Raw genomic sequence first — 25,701 nt, 5'->3', positions numbered from 1 at the left:
CTGGACGGTTTATCCAGGCAGATGCCATTCGGGAGAATGGCGCGAGTGACGGGACTTGAACCCGCGGCCTCCGGCGTGACAGGCCGGCGCTCTAACCAACTGAGCTACACCCGCGTCGTGAGGCCGGGTAACTACGACGCCAGAGAGGCCTTGTCCATACCCAATGAGCATTTTTTTTCGATCCGAATGAATTTTCCGGAGCGTCCGACGCTTGACAGCCCTAAGACAAAGGCACATCATAAAAGTGTAGCAAGAACGAGGAGGTCGTCAGATCAGGACAAACTTCTCCGTAGCCTGCAAAATGGCTAGGATCCATCTAAAAGGCCAAGTGCCGATTGATTGGAGGGTGAGTAAAATCCATGAGTCCGCCGGCGATTACATGAATATGCCATTGAATTGGCACTTCACATGCTACCAAGTTTGAACGGCATTGCGCCGAACTGCGGTAATCCTTTAACCGCTAAGAACCCCCGCTGCCACTGAGCACGCGGGGGTTCGTCATTTCAGGAAGCGGTTCGAACCCGTTTCACCGGTCCGGACCGGCTCCCTGGCCACCCAGGATTTCTCCCTTGCCGGCTTCCGGGTTCTCGGCGCCCGACTTGGAAAGCCCCAACTCTTCCTTTCCCGGCGCCAGCGGACGGAACGCCGTAGCGTCTTCACCCGGACGCTTGACGTTCAGCAGGTCGTCGGCAACTTCCAGCACGCCATCGTCGCCCGCGACCCGGTCGACACGACTCCATCCCGGCTCCAGGTAAGTCGGGCCGAGGCTTTCCAGCCTGATCGGGTGATGGCGGTCCACGATTTCCAGGATTTCGTCATGGGACGAACGGGGAGCATCGACGACCAGCAGGGTGGCACCCCGGCGCAAGCCTTCCGCCGCAGTCTGGGCGTCCCGCAGCTCGACGCTGCCGTCGCGGAGCACCGCGACGATGTCGCGGTCGTGCAGTTGAGCCCCGAGCGGACCGATCACCACCAGCGGCCCTATGCCCGTGACATTGACGTTACTGCTCGCGTGGCGGTCCGCAGGGATGTCGGCCGACGTGGCGCTTCCGTGGCGTCCGGCGGCATGCGGGCTGAGCAAAGTGACGGCATCCCTGCCGGTTCCCGCGTTCGTCAGGTCGTCCAGCGCCGCCAGGGCGTTATCGGGACTGTCATACAGGGCGAACAGGCGTGAGTGGTCCATGTCGCGGCTCCTCGATCGGATCGAACGGTATATCCCAAGTCAAACCGTGGGGAGAGGCAGCGGTTCCGCATCCGAGGATCGAAGGACATCTTGTGACAACAGGCCGCATACCGGCGGCCATGGTTTGAACACCGGCCGGGGAGCGGTTCGTGTAGCTTGCAGCCTGGAATTTTGCGCGTTGCTGTATGTAGAACGGAGATCCGGAAATGGACGTCTATCTCAAGCCCCTGGCCGCCGGTGTACTGGCCCTGGTCGGTCTGCTGGTCATCATCGCCCTGTTCGTAACCCACCCGACCTGGCTGGTTCCGGTTGTCGTGGCCATGGCGGGCATCAACCTCGCCCTTCTGCTCGCGGTCGCCCGGTAAAGACCCTGTTCGCAGATATGCAACGGCGGTTCAGGCCCGCCCGCTCGTTCATCGCTGAATTGAGCGGGCGGGCCTGAACCGCCGGAATAACTTGTCTCAAGATTGCTGTTTCAGGACCGAGGTCGCGGGCCGGCAGGCTTACCCGGCACCCTGAAGCATCGCCTCTCCGGAAGTGTCCTGGTTCCGGCAGTGGACCATCGTGAACATGCCGAACGGCGGCAGCTTGGAGATCTTCACGATTTCGATGCCCGCGTTCGACAGCAAGGGCGTCATCGGCATATCGGCGTGCCAGCCCAGCAGTTCCGCGAAGTTGGCGATCATGCGCTCGAACTTCAGCCGGAGACCGGCTTTCTCCGCCGAGAAGTGGTTGACGATATAGATGTCGCCGCCCGGCTTGCAGACGCGCTTCAACTCGTCCATCACGGCCTTCGGGTCTTCCACGACCGTCATCACATACATCGCCACGACGACGTCGAAGCTGGCGTCCTCGAAGGTCATCTTCTGAGCGTCCATCTCGACCAGGCTCTCGATGTTCTTGAGTCCCTTCTTGGCGACGCGCTCATGGGCGAGCCTCAGCATTTCCTCCGAGGCATCGATGCCGACGATGATGTTGTCGGGATGATAATCGGGAAGGGACAGCCCGGTGCCGACCCCCACCTCGAGGACTCGCAGGCCCCGGCGACGGTTGATGCTATCTAGCGTCTGCTGGCGTCCCGCCTCGAAACTCTTGCCAAAGACAAGATCGTAGACGCCGGCATAACGGCGATAGGCAGCGCGTACGGTATCTATGTGCATGTGCTTATTCTATCGTTGAGAGAAACGGGCAGACGCACCGGCTCAAGCATCCAAGCCGGGACACGCGCGAGCGTGTGACGTAACATCGTCGCCAGCGTACCGTTCCGCAATGGCAAAAAGCGACGCAAGGATCGCATGATGATGCCGTACGACCAAGGAAAAATGGCCTTCACCCTCCAATAAGCACAACCGTGCATGTGGAATAAGCCGGGCGTACACTTCCGCCGCGGCGACCGGCACCTGATTGTCCAGATTGCCATGCCAGATCACCGTCGGCGCCACAATCCCGGCTGGATCGAAACCCCAGGGCCGCGCATAGATGCGGGCATCGGCGACGGCGCCGCCGATGCCTTGGCGCAACGCTTCCCGGAAATTGTCGAGGACGGGGATGCCGAAGCCCGCCGAAAGCACGGCGCGGTCGGGTTCCGGCAGATGTCCGAAGCGCAACAGCGTGCGCAGGAGCCTGGGTGAGTCGACCCCGACGACCAGCCGCCTTGCCAAGGCCGCTATGACAGGAACGGTACCGGGCAACCGGTCCAGGGTCATGAGGCGCGCGGCCGCTCCGCCGGCCTCCCACCCTGCCCCGTTGGCTCCTTCCTTGCCTTCCCCCGGCGGCGCAATGCCGCAGATGAGCGCCAGACCGATAATCCGGTCTTTCAACCGGGCGGCGCAGGCTGCGGCATATGGCGCACCTCCGGAAACGCCGGCGACGGCGAAGCGGCCGAGCCCTAAGGCATCCGCCACCGACGCGATGTCCTGCGGCCAGTCCAGCAGCGTACGTCCGGAAAGCGGATCGGACAGACCGTACCCCGGCCGGTCGACGGCGATAAGCCGTATGCCCGAAACCGGCAGCATCGACGGTTCCAGCCGGCAGCTGGGAAAACCATGGCAATACAATACCGGCAGCGCGGCCGGATCGCCGTACTCCGCGATCCCGAGACGGCGTCCGTCCGGCAAGGTGATCGTACTGCTGCGCAAGCCGCCAAGGTACACTATGGTTTCCCGCCTTCTCCGTACTCGATCCCGCGGATCGATGTTGGTACGAATCGCGGGCAAGGAAACCCCATGATCTCATCATGCTCCGGATAAACCGGCAGCAGTGCCGTGCAGAAGGCGAAGCTGTTTATGAACCCGGCATCAGGACGGCATAGGCGCCCGCTCCCAGGATCACCCATGCTGCCGACATCAAGGCCACCCAGACCACCAGCGCCTTGCGCGCTGGAAGCGGACGGCCACCGCCGATCGGCGCCGTCTCCGTCTCCGTCGCCGGCAATGACACATCCATGAACTTGGGCAGAGAACGCATCGCTATGGTCCGGATCAAAATTGTCGTCCAGATCGTATAAAATTTGATTTAATATTTCTATGATGATTTGGGCCTAGCCCTTGCGGGCCGGTGATGCGGTAGTCGGAAGAGAAATCATTCGATACCGGAGGAACCGGCGGCATGCTACTGACCGCTTCGGTATCTTGAAGCACGTAACTGCCTCGATCTCCGCTTCGATCTCGATGGGTCGTCACCGGAGGTAGATCGATTGGAGGGGGTACGCTTCGGGGCGTCTCCTTCCACATGGCACTCCATGACCCTTGCAGCGCCCCCTTCCCCTGCCCGGCCGCCGCCCGCCCCGATCGCGGACCCGGCACTGCTGCGCGCCCTGCCCCAGGTCCAGAAGCTGATGGAAACCGAAGCGGCGCGGGAGCTTACCGTCCTGTTCCCGCGTCAAGCCGTGGTCGGAGCGCTCCGGGACGCGCTGGACGCAGTGCGGCGGGCGTTGCTGGCGGGGGATATCGGCGGCGACGCGGTTTCCCCCGAATCGCTGAACGGCACGCTGATCGCCGCGGCGCGGGGCGCGCTGGAACCCAGCCGGCACCGGCACCTGCGGCGCGTGATCAACGGGACCGGCATCGTCATCCACACCAATCTCGGGCGCGCTCCCCTGGCGGAGGACGCCGTCGCCGCCGTGGCGGAGGCGGCATCCGCCTACTCGAACCTCGAGTTCGACCTGGAAAGCGGCGAGCGCGGCTCGCGCTACGTGGCCGTGACCGGGCTGCTGCACGAGCTGACGGGAGCCGAAGCCTCCCTGGTCGTCAACAACAACGCCGCCGCCGTGCTGCTGGCGGTCAGCGCCATCGCCCAGGGCGGCGAAGCGCTGGTGTCGCGGTCAGAACTGGTGGAAATCGGCGGATCGTTCCGCGTGCCCGACGTGATCCGGCAAGGCGGCGCCCGGCTGGTGGAGGTCGGAACCACGAACAAGACCAGGGCATCCGACTACGAGGCCGCGGTCACGTCCGATACCCGCGCCATCGTGAAGGTTCATCAGAGCAATTACCGTATCGTCGGCTTCACCAGCGCCCCGGCCATGACCGAACTCGCGGCGCTCGCCCGGGCTCGGGGACTGGTGCTGATGGAAGACCTCGGCAGCGGCACCCTGCTCGACCTCAGGACCATCGGCCTGCCCCATGAGCCGACCGTGCGCGAGAGTGTCGCCGCCGGCGCCGATCTGGTCATGTTCAGCGGCGACAAGCTGCTGGGCGGGCCGCAGGCGGGCATCGTCGTCGGCCGGAAGGACCTGATCGGAATCCTGAAAGCCCACCCGCTGCTGCGCGCCGTGAGGATCGACAAGCTGTCGCTGGCGGCGCTCGAGGCGACGCTGAAGCTCTACCGCGACCCCGCCCGGCTGGTCGCAGCGGTGCCGGTGCTCGCCATGCTGGCGGCGCCGATGCCCGTACTGGAGCGGCGGGCGGAGGATCTGGCGGCGCGTCTTCGCGGGATCGGCGGACTGGAGGTGGATACCGCCGACGGCAACAGTTATTCCGGCGGCGGCTCCCTGCCCGAAACAACCCTGCCGACCCGGATCGTGGCGATCAGGGCGAACGGCCTGGGTACGGCGGAACTGGCGCGGCGGCTGCGGCTTCACCGGCCGGCGGTCGTCGGGCGCATCGCCGGCGGGCGGCTGACGCTCGATGCGCGGACGCTCGATGACCGCGACTTGCCAGCCGTTGCCGGTGCGGTCGGGACCGTGCTTGTGGAGTCCGTAACGGAATGAGGAGCGCTCTGGTAGGGGTGATCGGCCATGTCGACCACGGCAAGACGGCGCTGGTCAGGGCGCTGACCGGCATCGACACCGACAGGCTGGCGGAGGAGAAGCGGCGCGGGATCTCGATCGTGCTGGGGTTTTCGCACTTGGTGACCGCCGGGGGCGAGATCGACCTGATCGACATGCCGGGCCATGAGCGGTTTGTCCGCACGATGATCTCGGGCGCTACCGGGATCGGCGCCGTCCTGCTGGTTGTGGATGCCCGGGAAGGCATCCAGCCGCAGACGGTCGAGCACGTCGGCATCGCCGGACTGATCGGCGTCCGGCGCGGCATCGTCGCGGTCACCAAATGCGACCTCGTCCCGGTCGAGGAGGCCGTCGCCGCCGGAGAAGCCGCTGCCGGTCTCGCCCGGGACGCCGGGATTGCCGAAGTGACGGCGGTGCGGACCTCGGCGGTGACGGGAGAGGGGCTGGACGAACTGCGCCGGCTGCTCGGAGACTTGCCGGAGGGTTCGGCAGAGCCAGGCGATTCCGGCGTCTTCTGGCTGCCGACCGACAGGGTCTTCGCCGTGCCCGGCTTCGGGACCGTGGTGACCGGGACGCTGAGGCGCGGCGCCCTGAGCGTCGGCGACGAAGTGGAACTGACGCCCGGCGGCAGGAAGGCCCGCGTCAGAAGCCTCCAGATCCATGGCCGTCCGGTAGAGACGGCGCCGCCCGGACGGCGAACCGCCGTCAACCTGCGCGGGGTCGATCAATCCGATGTTCCACGCGGGACGGCGCTGGCGTCGCCCGGACTGCTGACCGGCTCACGCTGGCTCGACGCCGAACTGACGGTATTGGCAACGGCTTCGAAGGAGCTTCGGAGCGGCGCGGTGGTCCGGCTGCTGACCGGAACGGTCGAGACCTCGGCACGGCTCAGGCTGCTCGACCGCGACCGACTGGAACCGGGGACGAGCGCCCTGGTCCAGCTCTTCACGGAGTCTTCCATAGCCGTGCCTGCCGGTGAGCCCTTCATCATCCGGACACCGTCACCGCCGGCTACAGTCGGCGGCGGCCGCATCCTGGATCCAGTGTCGCGGCGCCACCGCCGGCACGACGGACGGACGCTGGCGGGACTGCGCGTCCTGGCGGAGGCGCCACCTGCGGAAACACTGGCCGACCGCCTGCGCGCCGCCGGCACGACCGGATGCGCCGAGGCCGACCTGGCGCGGCTGCTGGCGGTATCGCCGCACCGGTTGCACAGATACTTCAAGGATGCCGGTGCGATCCTGCTGCCGGACGGAACCGTGCTCGACGGAACGGCGGGCCGCACGCTGGAATGCGAGGTGCTGGCGCTGGTGGAGAAGCATCACCGCGACCATCCGGCGGAACCCGGGCTGCCGCGGGACCGGCTGGGCAGGAACGCCGGCGCCATGGCGGCGGTACTGGTCGAACGCGGCGAGTTGCGGAACGAGCAGGGAAGGTTGCGGCATCGCGACTTCGACCCGGCCGCTCTCCTGCCAGAGCGCTCTCGCCGACTGATCGCTGCGGTCGAACGGGAGTTCCTGAGCGGCGGGCTGATGCCGCCCGACGCTTCCGCCGTCGTCGGAAACGACCGGGAGCGCTTTCAGGCGATCCTGTACCTGACCCGGACCGGCGTGCTGGTCCGAGCCACCGACCGGGTCCAAAAGCGCGATATCCTGTTCCATCGCGACGCGCTGGTCAAAGCGCAACGGATCATGAAGACCCATCTGGCGGATCGGAACGGCGGCTTCCTCGTCGGCGATCTCGGCAAGCTGCTGGGGATATCCCGAAAATACAGCATCCCGCTGCTCGAGCACCTGGACGCCATACGATTCACCCGCCGGCTGGACGACCGGCGGGTGATATCGGAGGCTGCCGAGAGGACGCCGGGCTCCTAGATACCGTCGCCCGGCCCGTCCGTCGCATCACGCGGATGCTTCAGGGCGGTGGTGGCTTCGGCGAAAGCGACCAGTTCGGCGACCGCTTCGTCGATGGCGAGGGCACCGGTGTCGATCACCAACTCGGCCGCTTCCGGAGCCTCGTAGGGAGCGGAGACGCCGGTGAAATCCGGGATCTCGCCGACGCGGGCGCGGCGGTAGAGGCCTTTGGGATCGCGCGACTCGCAGGTCTCCAGATCGGCCGCGACATGAATTTCGCGGAAGAACGCGCCGCCGATCTCGCGGGCGCGGGCACGGTCCTCGCGGGTCGGCGAGATCAGGGCGGTGACCACGATCATGCCGGCCTCGGCGAACAGGCGGGCCGTCTCGGCGACCCGACGGATATTCTCCGCCCGGTCTTCGGGAGAGAAACCGAGATCGCCGTTGAGGCCCTGGCGGACGCCGTCGCCATCCAGGACATAGACCTGCCGGCCGCGCTCGAACAGGGTGCGCTCCAGCCCCATCGCGATGGTCGACTTGCCGGCCCCGGACAGCCCGGTCAGCCAAAGTACGGCGCCGTGGTGGCCGTTGGCGCGCGACCGTTCGGTCGGGGTGACGGCATGCTCGACCCGCTGGAGGTTGCGGGCATCGACCGCGTCGGCCTGGGTCACGACGAAGCCGCCGACGACGTCGTTGCCGTCCAGCAGGACGCCGCGACCGGTGCGCGGCAGGTCGATCGCCAGATCGACCGCCACGAGGCTGCGGCTGTGCAGCACGACGTCGGCGATCTCGTTGCGGCTGACCTTGTCGGCGCTGCCGGCGGTCAGGTCGTCGATGTTCAGGACTTCGATGATCTTCTCGACGCTGACGCGATGCTCAGCCGTGGCGAGCTTCAGGGTATAGGTCTTGCCGGCGGTCAGCGGGTTGGACGCCAGCCAGAACAGGCGGACGGTCAGCCGGTGCGACTCGATCGGACGCTGGCTGACGAGGCTGGCGACATGGCCGCGCTCGACGAAGATGCGCTGGTCGAGCGTGATGCCGATCGATTGGCCGGCGGTCGCGGTGATTGCGGTCTCGCGGTTCCACGCCTCGATGCTGACGATCTTCGCGGTCCGGTTGATCGGCGAGAAGTGCAGCGTGTCGCCGACGCGGAGACGCCCCGTTTCGATCCGACCAGCCAGGATGCGGCGCTCGTCCGGCTTGTAGACGTCCTGGATCGGCAGGCGCAGCGGCAACTCGTCCTCGGATGCGACCGGCTTGAAGGCGTCCAGCGCCTCGACCAGGGTCGGACCCTTGAACCAGGGCAGGTTTTCGGAGCGGGTCACCACGTTGTCGCCGTGGCGGGCGGAGATCGGGACGATGACGCCGGGGGCGACGCCGATCTCGTTCAGGTAGGCGCGGATCTCGGCGGAGACGTCGTCGAAGCGGTCCTGCGAGAACTCGACCATGTCCATCTTGTTGACGATCACGGCGACCTGCTTGACGCCGAGAAGGTGCAGCAGATAGGCGTGGCGGCGCGACTGCTCGAGCGCTCCTTCACCGGCGTCGATCACCAGCAGGGCCGCGTCGGCGCTGGACGCGCCAGTCACCATGTTCTTGAGGAACTCGGTGTGGCCGGGCGCGTCGATGATCACATAGGGCCGCTGTTTGGTGCGGAAATGGATCTGCGTCGTGTCGATGGTGATGCCCTGATCGCGCTCCGCCTGGAGCGCGTCCATCACGAAGGACCACTCGAACGGCATGCCGCGCCGGCGGCTCATCTCGCGGACCGCCTCGACCTTGCCGTCGGGCAGGCTCTGGGTGTCGTTGAGCAGGCGGCCGATCAGGGTGGATTTGCCGTGATCGACGTGGCCGACGATGACGATGCGGGCCTGACGGCGCATCGACGCGGGGATTTCGGATACGGGAGTGGTCATCTTACATATACCCGGAGCTGCGCAGACGCTCGAAGGCGTCTTCGGTCTCGTTGTCCATGGACCGGCCGGCCCGCTCGGGCGTCCGGGTTATCTCCAGTTCGGAAATGATCTCGTCGATATTGGCGGCGCTGCTATCCACCGGAAATGTGATGTTCTTCTCGCCGAGCGAGCGGTACCGCTTGCCGTCGCGAGCGAAGTACAGCGGTACGATCGGAATGCCCTCGCGCTTGGAATAGCGCCAGATGTCCAGTTCGGTCCAGTGCAGCAGGGGATGGATGCGCACATGGGTCCCTTCGGCGAACCGGGTCTTGTAGTGGTCCCAGAACTCGGCCGGCTGGTCCTTGAAGTCCCACACGCCGTCCAGCGCGCGCGGGCTGAACACCCGCTCCTTGGCGCGGGTAGCCTGCTCGTCGCGGCGGATGCCGACGAAGATGCCCTGGTATTGCTCGCGCTTCAGGAGCGCCTTCAGGCCTTCGGTCTTGCGGGCGGCGGCGCGGGTGGCCGGCGGCAGGGTCGGGTCCATCTCGCTTTCCGGCGGGCACTGCTCGATCACCAGGTCCAGGTCCCAGTCGCGCGCCGTCACGTCGCGGAACTCGTAGACCTCCGGCAGTTCCATCCCGGTGTCGAGTTGCACGACCGGGAACGGCACCTTGCCGAAGAACGCCTTGCGCACCAGCCACAGGAGGACGTTGCTGTCCTTGCCGATCGACCACAGGAGAGCGAGACGGTCGATCTTGTTGAACGCCTCGCGCAGGATATAGACGCTCTGGCTTTCCAGTTGGTCGAGATCGGTCATTTCAGAAATTCCACCGTATCAAATAGGTGACGAGTTGCGTGACGCGGCGGACATGTGGATGCCGCACTCGGTCTTGTTGAGCCCGGCCCAACGGCCGGACCGGGGATCCTGTCCGGGGGCGACCCGGTCGGTGCAGGGCATGCACCCGATCGACAGGAAGCCGTCGGCCTCCAAAGGATGGCGCGGCAGCCCGCGCTTCTCGAACTCCGCCTCGATCCGGTCGCGAGGCCAGGACGCCAGCGGGTTGACCTTGACCTTGCCGTCCACATCCAACTCGACGCCGGACAGGGCGGCGCGGGTGGAAGCCTGGAAGCGCTTGCGTCCCGTGATCCAGGCGTCGAACCCCTTGAGCGCCCGCTCCAGCGGGATCGTCTTCCGGACATGGCAACAGGCGTCGGGCCGGGATTGCCACAGCAAGCCTTCCGGGTCCGCGGCCTTCAACTCGACCGGATCGGGTTCGACCGTGCGGACATCCGTCAGCCCGAGCTTCTTGATCAGGGTGTCGCGATAGCGCAACGTTTCCCCGAACAGCTTGCCGGTGTCCAGGAAGATGACCGGAATGCCGGGATCGATCTCCGCCGCGAGGGCCAGCAGGACGGCTGCCTCGGTCCCGAACGAAGAAACCAACGCGATTTTCCTGTGAAACTCCAGCTCGATCATCGGACGCAGGAGATCGCTGCCGGAAAGCCCGTCATAGCGGGCCTGAAGGGCCGAAAAGTCCGTTGCTTTCTGAGTTTCCGCCAGTTCGATCATGGCTCGGTTCGATCCAAAAACAGTTGCGAGTCTTCTCATCTCGCAATTGCAATCTAGCGATCCCCCCGTGATTATGCAATGCGTTTAACATGCGACACTGAGTCAATGCAGATTTTCACACATGAAAAGTGTGTTGAATTCTGCGGAAGAGCTCACTTTATAACACGAACCGCAGAACGACCTGTCTACTCCCCTGTCTATTCCAGTGAACAAGCGGCTTTGCCATGTCAGAGAATTCCAGCCTTCCCCCAACTGCCAAACCGACGGCACAACCCGCCAAACCGTCGCAAGTCGAAGGCGTCAAGCAGGCTAGCGTGCTGCTTCGAGGCAGCATTCGGCAGACCTTGAACAGCAATTCCATAAAGTTCAGTGAAGATGAATACAATCTTCTTAAATTCCATGGGACTTATCAGGGATACGATCGCGACTCCGCGACCGAGCTGAAGCAACAGAAGGCGGAGAAGAAATGGGAATTCATGGTCCGCGCCCGGATTCCGGCGGGACGTCTGACTGCGCGTCAATACCTTGATCTGGATGATCTTGCCGGCCGCCGCGCGAATAATACGCTGCGCATCACGACCCGGCAGGCGATCCAGTTCCACGGAGTCATCAAGGACGACCTGAAAGCCGCCATAGCCGAGATCAACCGGACCATGATCACGACGCTGGGTGCCTGCGGCGACGTGGTCCGCAACGTCACGGCCCAGCCTGCCCCCGTGCGCGGCCCGGTCAACGAACGGCTGGCGGCCGACGCGAAACGCATATCGGACCGCCTGCTGCCGCATACCCAGGCATATCACGAAATCTGGCTGGACGGGGAGAGGCTCGATGACGGTGAGCCCGAGTCCGAGCCGCTCTACGGCTCCACGTATCTGCCCCGCAAGTTCAAGATCGGCTTGGCCACGCCGGACGACAATTCGGTCGACGTGCTGACCAACGACCTCGGCATCGTGGCGCTGTTCGACGGCGACCGGCTGACCGGCTACAACTTCGCGGTCGGTGGCGGTCTCGGCATGACGCACAACAAGCCGGCGACATACCCCAGGCTGGCGAGCTTCATCGCCTTCGTCGAGCCGGATGACCTGATCCCGGCGGTGGAAGCCGTCGTGGCCGTCCAGCGCGACTACGGCGACCGGACGAACCGGCGCCATGCCCGTCTAAAATACACCATCGACGAGCGCGGTCTCGACTGGTTCAAGGGCGAGATGGAGCGGGAACTCGGCCATCCGCTGGAGGATCCGCGTCCGATGCCTCCGTTCAAGGTGGTCGACCATCTGGGCTGGCATCCCCAGGGCGACGGCCGCTGGTATCTCGGCCTGCCGGTTCCCAGCGGGCGCATCCAGGATGCCGGACCGGTGACGTTGCGCACGGGCCTGCGCGAGGTCGTAAGATCGTTCGAACCGGCGCTGATCTTGATGCCGACGCAGGACCTGATCCTGGCGGATATCGCCGACGGCGACCGCGAAGCGATCGAAGCGGCCCTGCGCGGCCACGGCGTCAAGCTCGCATCGGACCTGCTGCCGGTCCATCGCTGGTCGATGGCATGCCCGGCATTGCCGACCTGCGGTCTGGCGCTGACGGAGGCGGAGCGTATCCGCACACCCATGATCGACGCCATCGCCGAGGTGATGGCACGCTATGGCTTGGCGCAGGAACGCCTGAGCATCCGCATAACCGGCTGCCCGAATGGCTGCGCCCGGCCCTATGCCGGCGATATCGGACTGGTCGGCCGCATGCCGGGGTATTTCGCGCTCTATGTCGGCGGCGATTTCGAAGGGACGCGGTTGAACTGGAGACTGCTCGACCGTGTTCCTGAGAACGACGTCGCGGAGACACTGGCCCCGCTTTTCGCGGAGTTCGCCAGGACCCGGAATAGCGGGGAAGGCTTCGGCGATTTCCTGTATCGTCTCGGGCTGGACCGGGTGACGGCGCTGGTGTCGAAAGATGCCGGAGCCGCTATCCCGGGCAAGGCGGAACGCAAGCTGGTGGAGGCTATCTGACGTGTTTCCCATCGTCCTCGACCTGGAGATCGTTCCGGTGGCGCTGGTCGGCTCAGGCCCGCTGGCGACGAAGCGGCTGACGCAGTTCATCCAGGCCGGGGCGCGGCGGCTGACCGTCTTTTCGGAAAGCGACGATACGGCGCTGGCGGCATTGGCGGGCGAGCGGCTGATCCGCCGCCTGCCGACCGACGAGGATCTGGCGGCTTTCCAGGTGATCTACATCGTCGATATCGAGCCCGGCGTCGCCGCCGGGATGGCGGCACGCTGCCGGGCGCTGGGGCGGCTGGTCAATGTCGAGGACGTCAAGCCGCTCTGCGACTTCCACACGCCGTCGCAGGTCCGGCGCGGCGACCTGCTGCTGTCGATCTCGACCGGCGGCCGCAGCCCCGGCCTTGCCCAGCGGCTCCGCCGCTACCTGGAAGACCTGTTCCAGCCGGACTGGGAAGACCACCTGGACGAGCTGTCGCGGGCCCGCGACGGATGGCGGGCCGAGGGCGCCGATATGGAAACCGTCGTCCGCCGCACCGTCGAAATGATCGAGGAGCGCGGCTGGCTGCGCTGATATGCCTTTTAGCGTAGTTCTTATACCTTTTATATACGTCTAAGCTGTAGGCAAGGGTCCGGCACGTCCGTCGAGTAGAGCGGACGGCGCCGGGCCGGCCCGATCCCGTGCCGGCCGATATCCATTCAGGCAAGGCATATGGGTATGGGCAAAGTTCTTCGCGCGGTGCTGGCCGCTGGGTTGTTCGTCTTCGCCGGCACGGCGTCGGCCGCTTCTCCCGACGGGGCCGATCCCCAGAAGCGGTTCATCGAGGCGATCTCCGACGCGGCGGTGCCGACTCCGGCCAAGATCGACGATCGTCTGGTTCCGATCCGGCGCGACAATCCGGCATTGCGCTGGGAAAACGACAGCCCGGATGCACGGGTCAAGGTGGTGTCCTGGATGTCGGAAGATGCGTTCCAGCGCTACTATTCTCAGCCGGAGGACCTGCCGGCCGACAAATCGGCGCCGCCGACCTGGGGCACGATGATGTGGGTGACGGCCGTCCCGCAGGTGCGCGACTTCTGCCGCGCATTGGGCACCCGCGACAACGCCGCGATCACCAACCGCCTGCTTCAGCTCATCGGACTGCCGCCGACCGGCAAGAACGCCCGCTTCGTCGAGATGTGGGTATCGCCCAAGGACATGATGCGCCCCTGCCCCGACCGCGAGGTGGACGACAACCGCTGTGAAGTGGATGCCGCGAGCGACGTCGACGATTACAGGGCGTGGTTCACCGGCAACTTCGCCAAGTCCTACAGCGTTTCGGGTGCGCCCTGGACACGGCTGGGATACACCTACGACTGGGCTCCGGCCAGCGATACCGCGAACCCGCACAAGCCGAAGGGCGTCAGCGAGTTCATCCTGAAGCCCGGCGCGCCGTACACGATCTCCGGGCGCTTCACGACCCTGGAATACTGCGGCCGTCCAGCTAGCTAAGCCTGTCGGGGGGTCGCCCGGACTGCCGAGCTGGTCGGACGCCCCCCCGATTGCCGATGCCGGAGTGACGAATTGCGACAGGTGGAGCCGGTGACGAGGGAACTGGTACTGGTCGGTGGTGGCCATTCCCATGTTCAGGTGCTGAAAAACTTCGGCATGAAGCCGGTCCCCGGCATGCGGCTGACGCTGGTGGCGCGGGATGTCGAGACGCCTTATTCCGGCATGCTGCCCGGCTTCATCGCCGGGCACTACGATCACGATGCCTGCCACATCGACGTGATGAAACTGGCCGGCTTCGCCGGCGCCCGGCTGATCCATGCGGAAGCGGTCGGGATCGACCGGACGGCGCGGACGGTCCATCTGCGCGGCCGCCCTCCCATCCGCTACGACCTGCTGTCGCTCGACATCGGATCGACGCCCAGGGCGCATGACGTACCGGGTGCGGCCGAGCACGCGACGCCGGTCAAGCCGGTGGACAGGCTGGCCGGACGCTGGGCCGCCTTGGTGGAGCGGGTTTCGGCGGCGGACGGGCCGCTCGATCTCGTCGTGGTCGGCGGCGGTGCCGCGGGGGTCGAACTGGCGCTATCGATCGACCACCGGTTCAGGACCGCCCGGTTCCGGCCGCGCGTAGCCCTGGCGACCCGTGGCCAAATGCTGTCCGGGCACACCGACCGGGTACGTGCAGCCTTCCGGCGCGTCGTGCGGGAACATGGCGTCGCCGTCCACGAGGATGCCGAAGTCGTCAAGGTCGAGCCGGAAGCGCTGCTCTGTACCGGCGGACGGCGCATCCGCTTCGACGAGGCGCTGTGGGCCGTCCAGGCCGGGGCGGCGCCGTGGCTGCGGGAAACCGGTCTCCGACTGGACGACAAGGGCTTCGTCGCGGTCGACGCGACGCTGCGCTCGGTCAACGACCCCCGGATATTCGCGGTCGGCGACGTCGCCGCGGTGCTGCCCTACCCGCGCGAGAAGGCCGGCGTGTTCGCCGTGCGGCAGGGACCGCCGCTGACCGCCAACCTGCGCCGCGCGCTGGCGGGAGAAGCCTTGCAGCCCTTCGAGCCGCAGACGAAGTTCCTGAAGCTGATCACGACCGGCGACAAGCATGCCGTCGCCTCGCGCGGCCGGCTTTCGGCGGAGGGGCGCTGGGTCTGGCGGCTGAAGGACTGGATCGACCGCCGGTTCATGGACAAGTTCCAGAACGTGCCAGCCATGCCGTCCGGCAGGGCGGCGGCCGCCATGGACATGCGTTGCGCCGGCTGCGGCGCCAAGGTGCCGTCGCGCCTGCTCCGCCGCGTGCTGGAAAGGCTGGCTCCGGAAGGGCTGGACGCCGGCGACGACGCGGCGGTGCTGAGCCCTCCCGACGACGGCGGACTGATGGTGCAGACCGTCGATTTCTTCCGTGCCTTCACCAGCGATCCATACCTGTTCGGCCGCATCGCGGCCAACCACGCGCTGGGCGATATCCACGCGATGGGGGCGGAGCCGCGAACGGCGCTCGCCATCGCCTGCGTTCCTCCCGCCGGTGCCGAAATCGTCGAGGACGATCTATACCAAATGCTGCGCGGCGGCCTGGACGTCCTGGAGCAGGCGGGAGCCCGGCTGGTCGGCGGCCACAGCGCCGAAGGGCCGGAGCACGCCCTGGGATTCACGATCACCGGATCGGTGGCACCCGGCCGCATCCTGCGCAAGGGAGGCTTGAAGCCCGGCGACCGGCTGATCCTGACCAAACCGCTGGGGACGGGCGTGCTCCTTGCCGCCGCGATGAGAGGCGAGGCTAAGGCGCGCTGGATCGTGGCGGCGCTGGCGTCGATGGAACAGTCTTCGGGACAGGCCGCGCGCTGTCTCGGCGATCACGGCGCCACCGCCTGCACCGATGTCACCGGCTTCGGCCTGATCGGTCATCTGGCGGAGATGGCGCAGGCATCCGATGTCGATGTCCGGATCGACCCGGACACGGTGCCTGCTTTGGACGGTGCATCGGAAATGCTGGAGACCGGATTTCGTAGCACCCTGCATTCCGGCAATGCCGAAGCGGGTGGCCTCGCCGGAGAAGCCCCGGAGCTTCTGTACGACCCTCAGACGGCGGGCGGATTGCTGGCCGGAGTTCCGGAGGCCGCGGCTGACGCCTGCATCGACGCCCTGATGGCGGCGGGGTATGTCCGGGCGACCGTGATCGGGATCGTCGAGCCCATGACCGGCATCGCGCCGGCGATAAGGCTGGGGCGATAAATCTTGGTAAGTGCAGTTTGGCAGCGATGCGACGGAGATTAGAGGGCGGCCGGAACTTACCGACGTTTCAGCCGGTTCTCGTCCATGAGAGCCAGTCCACCGGGAGCTTGCCCCGACACCGCCCGGCGGGAATGGTATCCGCCGGGGCTGTCGGACGGCTTCATTACTCCGAAGCGGCCTCTGTGGTTTCGGCGACCTTCTGGCTATTCGCTTCCTGGTCGCCCGCTTCCTGTGTCGCTTCCTCGGGCTTGGCTTCGGCCTTCTTCGGACGGCGGCGATACTGGTTCTTGTAAACCACTTCTTCCGACGGGCCGGGTGGGCACTGGGTCACCTTGTTGCCCTTGGCGATATACTCGTCGATCAGAGAGTTGAGATCGTTCGTTGATCCAACCTGACTTTTATAGGATTTCATTGCTCTTCCTTGTCTCGACGAGGACGAAAACGCAGACCGCTGATGACGCGCGGACTCATCAGCCCATAGTTAACATATTAACAGATTGGGGTTCGATGGGTTGCCTGAAAGGGCACTCACCGCAAATACGGGAGAGATCCGATCGATCGGATGACCCGCTATTGATTCCGTCCGGCGGAAACCGCACCATTGGCCGACCCATCCCCGTACCCGACTTGCCATGGCCGATGATCTGAGACGGCGCCTGATCGCCTTGTACGCCGACCTTGGCGCCCATACCGAACCGGAATGCGCCGGCAGCCGCTGCGCCAAGCCTTTGTCCTGCTGCGCGCCGATGTACTGCGATCTTGCCGGCGACTTCGCGCGTGAGCACTGGGGCGTCAGGCTGGAGCCGGGCTGGCACCCAACATTGCCCTTCATGGGACCGGCCGGCTGCACCGTAGCCCCGCACCTGCGTCCGATCTGCACCGCCCATACCTGCGAGGTCAACGAGCAAGGCTGTAAGAAGGGCGACGAAGCCTGGACGAACCGTTACTACGACCTTATCGAGGAGATCGGGCGGATCGAGGAACTGGTCCTGGGCAAACGAGGGATATGAGCGTCTTCTTCCATGCGGCATTCGATGCCGGCCGGCTGTGGCTGTGGGGCGAGACGGCGCGGGATTCCGCCGTGCCGCTTCCTCCGCCGCGCGGACGTAAACCTCGGCAGCCGAGGGCGCTGTCCAGCCCGTTCGACATCGGCGCCGAAGCGCTGGACGAAATCGCGGGGCTGATGGACCTCGCGGCCGACGTCAACCGCGCGACTCTGTGGCTGCCATCCACGGCGGAAAGGCCGGTCGCTTCCAGCCCGCTGGTCGAGGAACCGCCGGAACAGCCGGGCGATGTCACCCTCCGCGCCTGGGAGACCACGGTGCTGGGCCTGGAAACTGACGACATCGTCAAGTTGCTGACCGAGTGCCCGCCCGATCGCACCTTCGCCCCCGGCCTGTTCGCCGCCGCCGATCTGGTCTACTGGACGATGGCGCTCCGCTTTGCCGGGGCCATCGTGGCACGCGGGGCGGTGCTGCCCGATCTGGTCATGAATGCCGACGATAGCGCCTTCGCCAGATGGCGGCCCGCTTTCCTGGGGCGCGACGCGCAGGCGCTGGCCCGGCTGGCGCATGCCATGCCGGACGCGGCGCGTTCGGTCGGAACGATTGCGGCGGCGCCGGACACGGGACCGGCTGCGGTGCTGGCGGAGTTCGTCGCCCTGATGGCCGATGGGCTGATCCGGCGAGAGCCGGAAGCGCTGCCGAAACCGTCCAGGGCGACGCTGGACGACCGCTGGCTGGCGGCGCTGACGGGTGGCGACGCCGCGTTGAAAGCCGACGGGTACGAGATCCGCGAGTTCGCGCAGCGGATCGGGCAGTGGCGCCGTCCGGTCGCCGTGACGGCGGGAAGTCCGGTCCGGCTGTGCTTCCGGCTGGAGGAACCGCTGGTCCTCACCGATTCCGGCGACGGCAAGGATAGCGGCCAGGAAGACGATGAGGACGGCGAGAACGCCAGGGCCGTCGTGAACCCGACCGGCCCGTGGATGGTGCGCTTCCTGCTTCAACCCCACGACGATCCCAGCCTGCTGGTCCCGGCCGCCGACCTGTGCGACGGCGGCGGCAGCGAGCTGGCTCGGCTGACCGGCGGTAAGGCGGACCTGAAGGAGTTCCTGCTGCTGTCGTTCGCCCAAGCCAGCCGGCTGTGCCCGCCGGTCGAGGCCAGCCTGAAACGCGGCATTCCCGAAGGGTTCGAGACGGACGCCACCGGCGCCGTCGATTTCCTGACGAAATACGCCGCCGGGCTGGAACAGGCGGGCTTCGGCGTGCTGCTGCCGTCGTGGTGGACGGCGAAGGGGACCAAGACCCGGATCAGCGCCCGCGCCAAGGTCCGGGCATCGAAGATGCAGGGCGGCAGCGGCCTGTCGCTGGACGAACTGGTCAAGTTCGACTGGGAAGTGGCGCTGGGCGACCAGACGCTGTCGGGCCAGGACCTGATGGCACTGGCCCGGCTGAAGACTCCGCTGGTCCGGGTGCGTGGGCAATGGGTGCTGCTGGACGCCGCCGAGATCAAGGAGGCTGCCGCTCGCCTGAAACGGCGGGGTGAACAGGCCACCGTCCGCGATCTGGTGCGCATGGCGCTGGGCGGTGGCGGCGACAGCGATATCGAGGGCATCGCCGCCGAAGGCTGGATCGACGAGTTGCTGGGCCGGCTGACCGGCCGGGAGCCGATCGACGACCTGCCTCCACCCAAGGGGCTGGAAGCCATCCTGCGGCCCTATCAGGGCCGGGGTTATTCCTGGCTGTCCTTCCTGCGGCGCTGGGAACTGGGCGCCTGTCTTGCCGACGACATGGGCCTGGGAAAGACGATCCAGACGCTGGCCCTGATCCAGCACGACCGCGAGACGGCATCGTCCAAGCCCACCGTGCTGCTGGTCTGCCCGACCTCGGTCGTCGGAAATTGGCAGCGGGAAGCGGCGCGCTTCACGCCCAGGCTCAAGGTCATGATCCACCATGGCGCCGCCCGGACCAAGACCGCCACCGAGCTTAGCCGGGAATGCCGCCGCCACGACCTTGTCGTCACCAGCTATTCCCTGCTCCAGCGCGACGCGGAGGCGCTGAAGTCGGTGCCGTGGACCGGCGTCGTCCTGGACGAGGCGCAGAACATCAAGAACCCGGAAACCCGGCAGGCCAAGGCCGCCCGCGCGATGAAATCCGGCTACAGGGTGGCGCTGACCGGCACGCCGGTCGAAAACAACGTGGGCGACCTGTGGTCGCTGATGGAGTTCCTGAACCCCGGCTTCCTAGGCACCCAGACCGCCTTCAAGCGCAACTTCTTCGTGCCCATCCAGACGAGACGCGACGGGGATGCCATCAACCGGCTGAAGAGCCTGACCGGCCCCTTCGTCCTGCGCCGGTTGAAGACGGACAAGTCGATCATCGACGACCTGCCCGAGAAGCTAGAGATGAAGGTGTTCTGCACCCTGACCAAGGAGCAGGCATCGCTCTACGCCGCCGTGGTCGAGGAACAGTTGAACGCGCTGGAACAGGCCGACGGCATCCAGCGCCGGGGCATGGTGCTGGCGACGCTGGCGAAGCTGAAGCAGATCTGCAACCACCCGGCCCAGTTCCTGGGCGACAATACCGCGATCGACGGCCGCTCCGGCAAGCTCGCCCGGCTGACCGAAATGCTGGAGGAAGTGCTGGCGGTGGGAGAGAAGGCGCTGGTCTTCACCCAGTTCACGGAAATGGGCGACATGATCCAGCGTCACCTCCAGGAGAACTTCGGCCGGGAGGTGATCTTCCTCCACGGCGGCGTGCCGAAGGCCAAGCGCGACCGGATGGTCGAGCGCTTCCAGAACGATGGCGCGGATGGCGCGGACGGCCCGCCGATCTTCCTGCTGTCGCTGAAGGCGGGCGGTACCGGTCTGACGCTGACAGCGGCCAACCATGTCTTCCACTATGACCGCTGGTGGAACACCGCCGTCGAGAACCAGGCGACCGACCGGGCCTTCCGCATCGGCCAGACCAAACAGGTGCAGGTCCATAAGTTCATCTGCGCCGGCACGCTGGAGGACAAGATCGACGAGATGATCGAGGCCAAGAAGAGCGTCGCCGAAGCCATCGTCGGCGCCGGCGAAGACTGGCTGACGGAGTTGAACACGTCGCAGCTTCGCGACCTGCTATCCTTGAGCCGCGAAGCGGTCGGTTGAGGCTGAGGGAGGGCACACCGTCATGTCCTGGTACGAATGGGGGCCGACCCGCCCGCGCGAGGCGAAGGGCGGCATCAAGGCCCGAAACAAGCGCGGCGCCTTCGCCGAAAGCTGGTGGGGCCGGCGCTGGATCGAGGTGCTGGAATCCTTCAACATCGGCGAACGGCTCACCCGGGGCCGGACCTATGCCCGCAAGGGGCAGGTGCTCGACCTGAAGATCGATCCGGGGCTGGTCCACGCCAAGGTCCAGGGATCAAGACCACGTCCCTACACCGTGACGATCGAGATAAAGCCACTGACCAGCGGACAGTGGGAAAAAGTCGGCAAGGCGGTGTCTGACGACACCTGGAGCGCCGCCCGCCTGATTTCCGGCGAGATGCCGGAAACCCTGGAAGGCACTTTCAAGTCGGCGGGCGTGCCGCTGTTCCCGGCAAGGCTGGGCGACCTGACGACGGAGTGTTCCTGCCCCGACTGGTCGAATCCGTGCAAGCACGTCGCCGCCGTCTACTATCTGCTGGCCGAAAGCTTCGACAACGATCCCTTCCTGCTGTTCCGCCTGCGCGGCAAGTCGCGCGACGAGTTCGTGGGCCTGCTCGGCGGCATGGCGAAGGCCGCCGCGATCGAGGCGCCGCCGGTCCCGTCCCAACCCTTGAAGGTGGATGCAACAGCCTTCTGGCAGGGCCGCCCCGTCCCCACCGACCTCTACGGCGCCGCATCTCTGCCCGACGCGCCGACGGTGCTGGCCGCGACGCTGGGTCCCCTGCCGTTCTGGCGCGGGGAGGCGGACTTCCTGGACACGGTGAACGCCACGGTCGGCAAGGCAGCCGCCAGCGGCAGAAAGCTTGTGGAGGGATAGCAGGGGCCGAAGCTTGTATGGAATGACGCTCCATTATAGTTTTCGCGTGAAACCTATAATGAGAGCGGCCAGCACCATGGCGAAGCAGTTCCCCCACATCACCGACACGCATCGGGATTTCATCGCGCGGCAATACGTCTTCTTCACCGCGTCGGCGGCGGAGGGAGCCCGCGTCAACCTGTCGCCCAAGCCGACCAACGCCTTCCGCGTGATCGGGGACAACGCCGTCGCATACCTGGACCGCACGGGGAGCAGCAACGAAACGGCGGCGCATCTGCTGGCCGACGGGCGGCTGACGATTATGTTCTGCGCCTTCGAAGGAGCGCCGCTGATCCTCCGCCTCTACGGCCAGGGGCGGGTGCTTCACCGCGACACCGGCGAGTACAAGGCCCTGCTGACCGATGCCTTCGGGGAGGAACCGCTGGGAGCCCGCCAGATCGTGCTGCTGGACGTCGATCTGGTCCAGACCTCCTGCGGCTTCGGCGTCCCCCTGTTCGACTACCACGGCGAACGCCACAACCTCGACCGCTGGGCCGAGGCGAAGGGCGAAGAGGGTCTGGCCGCCTACCGGCTGGAAAAGAACGCCCGCAGCATGGACGGCCTGCCGACCGGCCTGTTCAGCGAGGAGCCGGCGGAAGCTGATCCGGCCTAGCGAAAGGGTTTACGGAGAGCTGTGAAGCCATGAAAATCTTCACGGTTCCCCGAAAATCTTCAAGAATCGATCATCGGCCTCAAAAACGCTCATGGCGGATGTCGGGCACCCTCAGACGCTGAAGCCCCTTTCCTCCAGCCAGCGCCCCGTCTCCGGCTCCGCGAGCAGGTCGATGAAGGCGCGGACGGGCGGGCGGTCGAGGCGGCTGGTGGGAATGATGAAGTCGTAGTGCTCGGGCTGGAGCGGCAGGAAGCCCAGGCCGTAGTCGGCGGCCACGGTCGAGATCGCCACACCCCAGTCGGCACGGCCCTGCGCCACGGCAGCCGCTACGGCGTTGTGGGACTTGGCTTGGCCCTGGTAGCCGGGGGGCTTGGCGCCGCCGAGCAGGCGGTCGGTCAGGATGCGGGTGCCGCTGCCGGGATTGCGGTTGATCATCAGGCAGTCGGGAAGGCCGGCGACGGCGGCCAGCGCTTGGCCGCCGTCGAGACCTTCGAAGCGCGGATCGCCCTTGCGGAAAACTATCCCTTGCAGCCGCCGGTAACCGGGGATCAGCGACAGCCCGGGGGCCAGGAAGGGTTCGTTGTATCGACCAGTCGCAGGGTCCATCAGGTGGACGGGAGCAAGGTCGCATTCGCCGCGCTTGGCGGCGGTCAGGCCGCCCATGCTGCCGACGTTCAGCACCTTGACGGACTGTCCGCGCCGCTGCATCTCGCCCAGCAGATGGTCGAGGCCGACGCAGTGGCTGCCGATCGCGACAAGATCGGCCGGCTCGACCCCGCGCCCTATCGTCTGGACGGAAACAGCCGTGCCGGCCTCGACGCTTTCCTGGTGTTGCGGGATGGCGACGAAGCCGTCGGCGTGGCTGAAGGCGGTGACCGATCCCGATCCCTTGGCGAGCGGATAGGCTGCCAAGCCCTCATCCGTGCGGACCAGCGACACCATGGAATACTCGGTCCGGCCGCGCTCGGAGGTCAGGCGGATCGGCAGGGTGGCCGGGATCGCCTCCCGCCGCTCGGGCGGCAATCCGGCGAAGGCGCGGATGACCGGGGCAACGAACTCATGGAAGGTGAAGATCGCGGAGGTCGGGAAACCCGGCAGCACGACCAGCGGCTTACCCCCCGTCACAGCGAGGCACAGCGGCTTGCCCGGCTTCAACGCCACGCCATGGACGACGATGCCGGGATCGCTGAAGCGGCTGATGACGCGGTAGCACAGGTCGCCGGCTCCCTTTGACGTGCCGCCCGACAGGATCACCATGTCGCAGGCGAGGCCTTCGGCCACGGCGGCGATCAAGGCTGCTTCGTCGTCGGGCCGGATGCCGAGTTCGACCGGCTCCCCACCCAGTTCCCGGACGGCAGCCGCGACGATGGCGCCGTTGCTGTCATAGACCTTGCCGGGCGGCAGCGGACTGCCGGGCGCCACGATCTCGTCGCCGGTGGACAGGACGGCCACGCGCGGACGGCGGCAGACCTCGACCGCGTCGATGCCGACGGCGGCGAGCACGCCGATCTCGCGCGAGGTGACGAGGTGACCGGCGCGCAGCACGGTTTCGCCGCGCGCGATGTCGCTGGCGGCATAGGCGATGAACTGGCCGGGTGCTGCCGCGCGGTGGAACTCGACCCGGACTGCCGCGCCCGCGTCGTCGATGACGTCGGTGTGCTCGACCATCACCACGGCGTCGGCACCGCGCGGGACCATGCCGCCGGTCGCGATCAGGGTGGCGGTGCCGGGCTCGACCGTCACCTCGGGGGCACGTCCGGGCGTCAGCACCTCGGCGTTGAGCGTCAGGACGCGGGGCCGTTCCTCCAACGCGCCTATAGTGTCGGCGGAGCGCACCGCGAAGCCGTCGACGCCGGAGCGGTCGAAGCCGGGTACATCCACGGCAGCGACGACATCGCGGGCGATCACGCGGCCCAGCGACTCCGCCAGCGAGACATTTTCCGTCCCGACCGGTTCGAGCTTCAGGTGGCCGTGGAAACGAGCTGTAGCCTCGTCCCTGCCGACCACTTCCAGGAACTGCTCCTGCCGGGCTGCGGCGCGCAGCTTCTCTCTCAGGTCGGGTTCAGACATCGGTCACCTCGGAAATTTTCCTCATGCGCTTCGCGGTCCCAGCAGGATCACCGCGGCGCCCGTCAGACATAGAACGGTTCCGGCCAAGTCCCAACGGTCGGGACGCGCCCCCTCCACCGCCCACAGCCAGCCGAGCGAAGCCGCGATGTAAACGCCACCATAGGCGGCATAGGCGCGGCCGGCGAACTCGGCGTCGATCCGGGTCAGCACCCAGGCGAACGCCGCCAGACTGAGCATACCCGGCCCCAGCCATAAAGCCGACTTGCCCAACCGAGCCCAGGCCCAGAACGAGAAGCAACCCGCGATCTCGGCCAGCGCCGCCACGACGTATAACAGCAACGCCCCACCCATGGTCCCCATCAGTCCTTCCAGGAAGGAGCAAATAGGTGGACCGGAACGGCGCTTCCCGCCGGGAAGCCTTCCTGCTCCGCCGGGACAAGGACGAAGCCGTCGGCCCGGACGACCGACGACAGGCTGGCGTTGCCGCCGGAGCCGAGCGGCTCGACCCGGCCATCGGCGGTGATCCGGACGCGGCAGAAGTCCGCCCACCCGCCGGGGGAGACGATCTTGCGGGCGGTCGTAAGCGCGCGGCAGACGAAGGGAAAGTCCGGGGAACCACCCGCCAGCCGGCGCACCGCCCGGCCCGCAACGGTCTCATAGGCACTCAGGCAGGCGGCGGGGCTGCCGGGCAGGACCGCGACGGGGACACCGGCGGCGTCGCCTAAGGAAATGCTGTCGGCGGGCCGTAGCGCGATCCCGTGGATCGCCAGCGTTCCGGCGCCCGCCAGGGCCTCAGCGGTGAGGTCATTGGTCCCGAGACCGCTACCGCCGCAGAGGATGACCAGGTCGGCGCCGGGCCGGGCGAGGAATTCCCGGATCGCAGCAGCGTCGTCGGGCAGCGGCGGGTGACGCTCCGCGATCCCGCCGTCGCGCGCGACCAGCGCCGCCAGCATTGGCGTGTCGAGATCGGTGGACGGCTCCAACTCGCTGCCGACTGCCACCAACCTTACGACAGGGCGCCGAACGACCGGAATATCGGCCACTCCGAGCGCCGTCAGGAGAGCGGCATCCGCCGGACGCACCAGCCGGCGAACCGGCAGCGGGATCGTTCCGGCAGCGATATCGTCCCCCCGACGCTCGATCCCCTCGCCCTCGGCGACTGCCGCGACCAGCTCGACCGTTCCGGTATCGCAACGGGTATGTTCGACCGCGACGACGGCGTCGGCACCCTCCGGCACCGCATCGCCAGCGGAAACGGGCGACAACGCCTCCATAAGGCCGAGCGGGATCGGGTTGTAGTCGGAGGCGCCGACACTGTCGGCGGCCCTGAGCGCGTAACCGTCCCGCGCGGCTCTGTCCAAGACGGGAAGATCGCCGGTAGCGACAATGTCGCCTGCCGTGATGCGGCCGACCGCCGCAAACGGCTCGACCGTTTCGGAAGCAAGAGGTTGGATGCGGGTATCGATCCACGCCCAGGTCTCGTCGAGGCTGGCACGCGCGGCGAATCCACGCATGCGAATGCTGGAAAGTTCATGGGGAGT

General features: G+C 66.6%; 22 protein-coding genes and 1 tRNA gene. 11 read left to right on the top strand and 12 right to left on the bottom strand.

All coding sequences use genetic code 11. The features are described from left to right. Nucleotides 1-37 precede the first annotated feature (37 nt). Nucleotides 38-114: transfer RNA gene (locus N826_RS14435), tRNA-Asp, on the bottom strand. Between the two features lie 412 nt (nucleotides 115-526). After that, the gene (locus N826_RS14430; protein ID WP_044429901.1) at nucleotides 527-1,183 is read right to left on the bottom strand and encodes a hypothetical protein; all 657 of its coding nucleotides are present in this window, start codon (nucleotides 1,181-1,183) and stop codon (nucleotides 527-529) included. A 206-nt stretch (nucleotides 1,184-1,389) separates the two neighbouring features. Here N826_RS14430 and N826_RS43045 point away from each other — a divergent pair, with 206 nt between their 5' ends. Further along, the gene (locus tag N826_RS43045) at nucleotides 1,390-1,548 is read left to right on the top strand and encodes a hypothetical protein (protein WP_157599342.1); all 159 of its coding nucleotides are present in this window, start codon (nucleotides 1,390-1,392) and stop codon (nucleotides 1,546-1,548) included. Between the two features lie 138 nt (nucleotides 1,549-1,686). Here the strand turns inward: N826_RS43045 and N826_RS14425 are convergent, their stop codons facing one another. The 3 genes from N826_RS14425 to N826_RS14415 all read right to left on the bottom strand — a co-directional run bounded on the left by N826_RS14425 (nucleotide 1,687) and on the right by N826_RS14415 (nucleotide 3,649). After that, nucleotides 1,687-2,343: a class I SAM-dependent methyltransferase gene (locus N826_RS14425; RefSeq protein WP_044429899.1), complete on the bottom strand. Its 657-nt coding sequence runs from the start codon at nucleotides 2,341-2,343 to the stop codon at nucleotides 1,687-1,689. Between the two features lie 42 nt (nucleotides 2,344-2,385). Then, the gene (locus N826_RS14420; RefSeq protein ID WP_052831257.1) at nucleotides 2,386-3,336 is read right to left on the bottom strand and encodes an alpha/beta fold hydrolase; all 951 of its coding nucleotides are present in this window, start codon (nucleotides 3,334-3,336) and stop codon (nucleotides 2,386-2,388) included. A 130-nt stretch (nucleotides 3,337-3,466) separates the two neighbouring features. Beyond that, complete coding sequence (locus N826_RS14415; protein WP_044429897.1) at nucleotides 3,467-3,649, bottom strand: hypothetical protein; 183 nt, start codon at nucleotides 3,647-3,649, stop codon at nucleotides 3,467-3,469. Nucleotides 3,650-3,923: 274 nt separating this feature from the next. On the opposite strand from N826_RS14415, the gene selA reads away from it, so the two are divergent. Then, on the top strand, nucleotides 3,924-5,390 hold the full coding sequence (gene selA, locus N826_RS14410) for an L-seryl-tRNA(Sec) selenium transferase (RefSeq protein WP_084720755.1): 1,467 nt from the start codon (nucleotides 3,924-3,926) through the stop codon (nucleotides 5,388-5,390). Continuing rightward, on the top strand, nucleotides 5,387-7,282 hold the full coding sequence (selB, locus tag N826_RS14405) for a selenocysteine-specific translation elongation factor (protein WP_044429895.1): 1,896 nt from the start codon (nucleotides 5,387-5,389) through the stop codon (nucleotides 7,280-7,282). Before selA ends, selB begins: the two co-directional genes overlap by 4 nt. Here selB and cysC read toward each other — a convergent pair. The 3 genes from cysC to N826_RS14390 are packed head-to-tail and all read right to left on the bottom strand — an operon-like array spanning nucleotide 7,279 to nucleotide 10,726. Beyond that, a complete protein-coding gene (gene cysC, locus N826_RS14400; protein ID WP_044429892.1) occupies nucleotides 7,279-9,177 on the bottom strand; it encodes an adenylyl-sulfate kinase in 1,899 nt (632 codons plus the stop codon). The two genes, selB and cysC, sit on opposite strands and share 4 nt — an antisense overlap. A gap of 1 nt (nucleotide 9,178) precedes the next feature. After that, nucleotides 9,179-9,973 carry a sulfate adenylyltransferase subunit CysD gene (gene cysD, locus N826_RS14395; RefSeq protein ID WP_044429890.1) on the bottom strand — a complete coding sequence of 265 codons (795 nt, stop codon included), beginning with the start codon at nucleotides 9,971-9,973 and terminating at the stop codon, nucleotides 9,179-9,181. Between the two features lie 18 nt (nucleotides 9,974-9,991). After that, nucleotides 9,992-10,726 carry a phosphoadenylyl-sulfate reductase gene (locus N826_RS14390; RefSeq protein ID WP_044429888.1) on the bottom strand — a complete coding sequence of 245 codons (735 nt, stop codon included), beginning with the start codon at nucleotides 10,724-10,726 and terminating at the stop codon, nucleotides 9,992-9,994. A gap of 224 nt (nucleotides 10,727-10,950) precedes the next feature. Here N826_RS14390 and N826_RS14385 point away from each other — a divergent pair, with 224 nt between their 5' ends. From N826_RS14385 to selD, 4 genes are all read left to right on the top strand, one after another. Further along, a complete protein-coding gene (locus N826_RS14385; protein WP_044429886.1) occupies nucleotides 10,951-12,726 on the top strand; it encodes an NADPH-dependent assimilatory sulfite reductase hemoprotein subunit in 1,776 nt (591 codons plus the stop codon). Nucleotide 12,727: 1 nt separating this feature from the next. After that, entirely contained in the window at nucleotides 12,728-13,288 is a 561-nt protein-coding gene (locus N826_RS14380) for a precorrin-2 dehydrogenase/sirohydrochlorin ferrochelatase family protein (protein WP_044429885.1), read from the top strand. Between the two features lie 144 nt (nucleotides 13,289-13,432). After that, nucleotides 13,433-14,206, top strand: a complete 774-nt coding sequence (locus N826_RS40015; protein ID WP_052831255.1) for a hypothetical protein — start codon at nucleotides 13,433-13,435, stop codon at nucleotides 14,204-14,206. Nucleotides 14,207-14,296: 90 nt separating this feature from the next. Further along, nucleotides 14,297-16,432 carry a selenide, water dikinase SelD gene (gene selD / locus N826_RS14370; protein WP_211099287.1) on the top strand — a complete coding sequence of 712 codons (2,136 nt, stop codon included), beginning with the start codon at nucleotides 14,297-14,299 and terminating at the stop codon, nucleotides 16,430-16,432. Nucleotides 16,433-16,595: 163 nt separating this feature from the next. On the opposite strand, the gene N826_RS14365 is transcribed toward selD, so the two are convergent. Next, the gene (locus N826_RS14365) at nucleotides 16,596-16,844 is read right to left on the bottom strand and encodes a hypothetical protein (protein WP_044429882.1); all 249 of its coding nucleotides are present in this window, start codon (nucleotides 16,842-16,844) and stop codon (nucleotides 16,596-16,598) included. Nucleotides 16,845-17,064: 220 nt separating this feature from the next. Between N826_RS14365 and N826_RS14360 the strand changes: the two genes are divergently transcribed. The 4 genes from N826_RS14360 to N826_RS14345 are packed head-to-tail and all read left to right on the top strand — an operon-like array spanning nucleotide 17,065 to nucleotide 22,090. Beyond that, complete coding sequence (locus N826_RS14360; protein WP_044429880.1) at nucleotides 17,065-17,442, top strand: hypothetical protein; 378 nt, start codon at nucleotides 17,065-17,067, stop codon at nucleotides 17,440-17,442. After that, nucleotides 17,439-20,582, top strand: coding sequence for a DEAD/DEAH box helicase (locus tag N826_RS14355; RefSeq protein ID WP_044429878.1), 3,144 nt, complete (start codon nucleotides 17,439-17,441; stop codon nucleotides 20,580-20,582). Before N826_RS14360 ends, N826_RS14355 begins: the two co-directional genes overlap by 4 nt. Nucleotides 20,583-20,604: 22 nt before the next feature. Beyond that, the gene (locus N826_RS14350; protein ID WP_044429876.1) at nucleotides 20,605-21,438 is read left to right on the top strand and encodes an SWIM zinc finger family protein; all 834 of its coding nucleotides are present in this window, start codon (nucleotides 20,605-20,607) and stop codon (nucleotides 21,436-21,438) included. Nucleotides 21,439-21,496: 58 nt separating this feature from the next. Then, on the top strand, nucleotides 21,497-22,090 hold the full coding sequence (locus N826_RS14345) for a pyridoxamine 5'-phosphate oxidase family protein (RefSeq protein WP_211099286.1): 594 nt from the start codon (nucleotides 21,497-21,499) through the stop codon (nucleotides 22,088-22,090). Nucleotides 22,091-22,201: 111 nt separating this feature from the next. Here N826_RS14345 and N826_RS14340 read toward each other — a convergent pair whose 3' ends face one another. From N826_RS14340 to N826_RS14330, 3 genes are read right to left on the bottom strand one after another with little or no spacing between them, the layout of a single operon-like run. After that, complete coding sequence (locus tag N826_RS14340) at nucleotides 22,202-24,160, bottom strand: molybdopterin biosynthesis protein (protein WP_044429874.1); 1,959 nt, start codon at nucleotides 24,158-24,160, stop codon at nucleotides 22,202-22,204. 21 nt (nucleotides 24,161-24,181) lie between these two features. Next, on the bottom strand, nucleotides 24,182-24,520 hold the full coding sequence (locus N826_RS14335; protein WP_044429873.1) for a YnfA family protein: 339 nt from the start codon (nucleotides 24,518-24,520) through the stop codon (nucleotides 24,182-24,184). Continuing rightward, a complete protein-coding gene (locus tag N826_RS14330; RefSeq protein ID WP_052831254.1) occupies nucleotides 24,520-25,674 on the bottom strand; it encodes a molybdopterin molybdotransferase MoeA in 1,155 nt (384 codons plus the stop codon). Before N826_RS14330 ends, N826_RS14335 begins: the two co-directional genes overlap by 1 nt. Between the last annotated feature and the right edge of the window lie 27 nt (nucleotides 25,675-25,701).

The sequence above is a fragment of the Skermanella aerolata KACC 11604 genome, assembly GCF_000936425.1.
GTDB lineage: Bacteria > Pseudomonadota > Alphaproteobacteria > Azospirillales > Azospirillaceae > Skermanella > Skermanella aerolata.
Note: the sequence above shows the minus strand (reverse complement) of the source record. Positions and strands in the feature narration are given on the sequence as shown.

What these genes read in the sequence shown, in the direction of transcription:
- N826_RS14430 (WP_044429901.1), bottom strand. Translation starts at nt 1,183, where the DNA reads ATGGACCACTCACGCCTGTTCGCCCTGTATGACAGTCCCGATAACGCC.
- N826_RS43045 (WP_157599342.1), top strand. Translation starts at nt 1,390, where the DNA reads ATGGACGTCTATCTCAAGCCCCTGGCCGCCGGTGTACTGGCCCTGGTC.
- N826_RS14425 (WP_044429899.1), bottom strand. Translation starts at nt 2,343, where the DNA reads ATGCACATAGATACCGTACGCGCTGCCTATCGCCGTTATGCCGGCGTC.
- N826_RS14415 (WP_044429897.1), bottom strand. Translation starts at nt 3,649, where the DNA reads ATGCGTTCTCTGCCCAAGTTCATGGATGTGTCATTGCCGGCGACGGAG.
- selA (WP_084720755.1), top strand. Translation starts at nt 3,924, where the DNA reads ATGACCCTTGCAGCGCCCCCTTCCCCTGCCCGGCCGCCGCCCGCCCCG.
- selB (WP_044429895.1), top strand. Translation starts at nt 5,387, where the DNA reads ATGAGGAGCGCTCTGGTAGGGGTGATCGGCCATGTCGACCACGGCAAG.
- cysC (WP_044429892.1), bottom strand. Translation starts at nt 9,177, where the DNA reads ATGACCACTCCCGTATCCGAAATCCCCGCGTCGATGCGCCGTCAGGCC.
- cysD (WP_044429890.1), bottom strand. Translation starts at nt 9,973, where the DNA reads ATGACCGATCTCGACCAACTGGAAAGCCAGAGCGTCTATATCCTGCGC.
- N826_RS14390 (WP_044429888.1), bottom strand. Translation starts at nt 10,726, where the DNA reads ATGATCGAACTGGCGGAAACTCAGAAAGCAACGGACTTTTCGGCCCTT.
- N826_RS14385 (WP_044429886.1), top strand. Translation starts at nt 10,951, where the DNA reads ATGTCAGAGAATTCCAGCCTTCCCCCAACTGCCAAACCGACGGCACAA.
- N826_RS40015 (WP_052831255.1), top strand. Translation starts at nt 13,433, where the DNA reads ATGGGCAAAGTTCTTCGCGCGGTGCTGGCCGCTGGGTTGTTCGTCTTC.
- N826_RS14365 (WP_044429882.1), bottom strand. Translation starts at nt 16,844, where the DNA reads ATGAAATCCTATAAAAGTCAGGTTGGATCAACGAACGATCTCAACTCT.
- N826_RS14360 (WP_044429880.1), top strand. Translation starts at nt 17,065, where the DNA reads ATGGCCGATGATCTGAGACGGCGCCTGATCGCCTTGTACGCCGACCTT.
- N826_RS14355 (WP_044429878.1), top strand. Translation starts at nt 17,439, where the DNA reads ATGAGCGTCTTCTTCCATGCGGCATTCGATGCCGGCCGGCTGTGGCTG.
- N826_RS14350 (WP_044429876.1), top strand. Translation starts at nt 20,605, where the DNA reads ATGTCCTGGTACGAATGGGGGCCGACCCGCCCGCGCGAGGCGAAGGGC.
- N826_RS14345 (WP_211099286.1), top strand. Translation starts at nt 21,497, where the DNA reads ATGAGAGCGGCCAGCACCATGGCGAAGCAGTTCCCCCACATCACCGAC.
- N826_RS14340 (WP_044429874.1), bottom strand. Translation starts at nt 24,160, where the DNA reads ATGTCTGAACCCGACCTGAGAGAGAAGCTGCGCGCCGCAGCCCGGCAG.
- N826_RS14335 (WP_044429873.1), bottom strand. Translation starts at nt 24,520, where the DNA reads ATGGGGACCATGGGTGGGGCGTTGCTGTTATACGTCGTGGCGGCGCTG.
- N826_RS14330 (WP_052831254.1), bottom strand. Translation starts at nt 25,674, where the DNA reads ATGCGTGGATTCGCCGCGCGTGCCAGCCTCGACGAGACCTGGGCGTGG.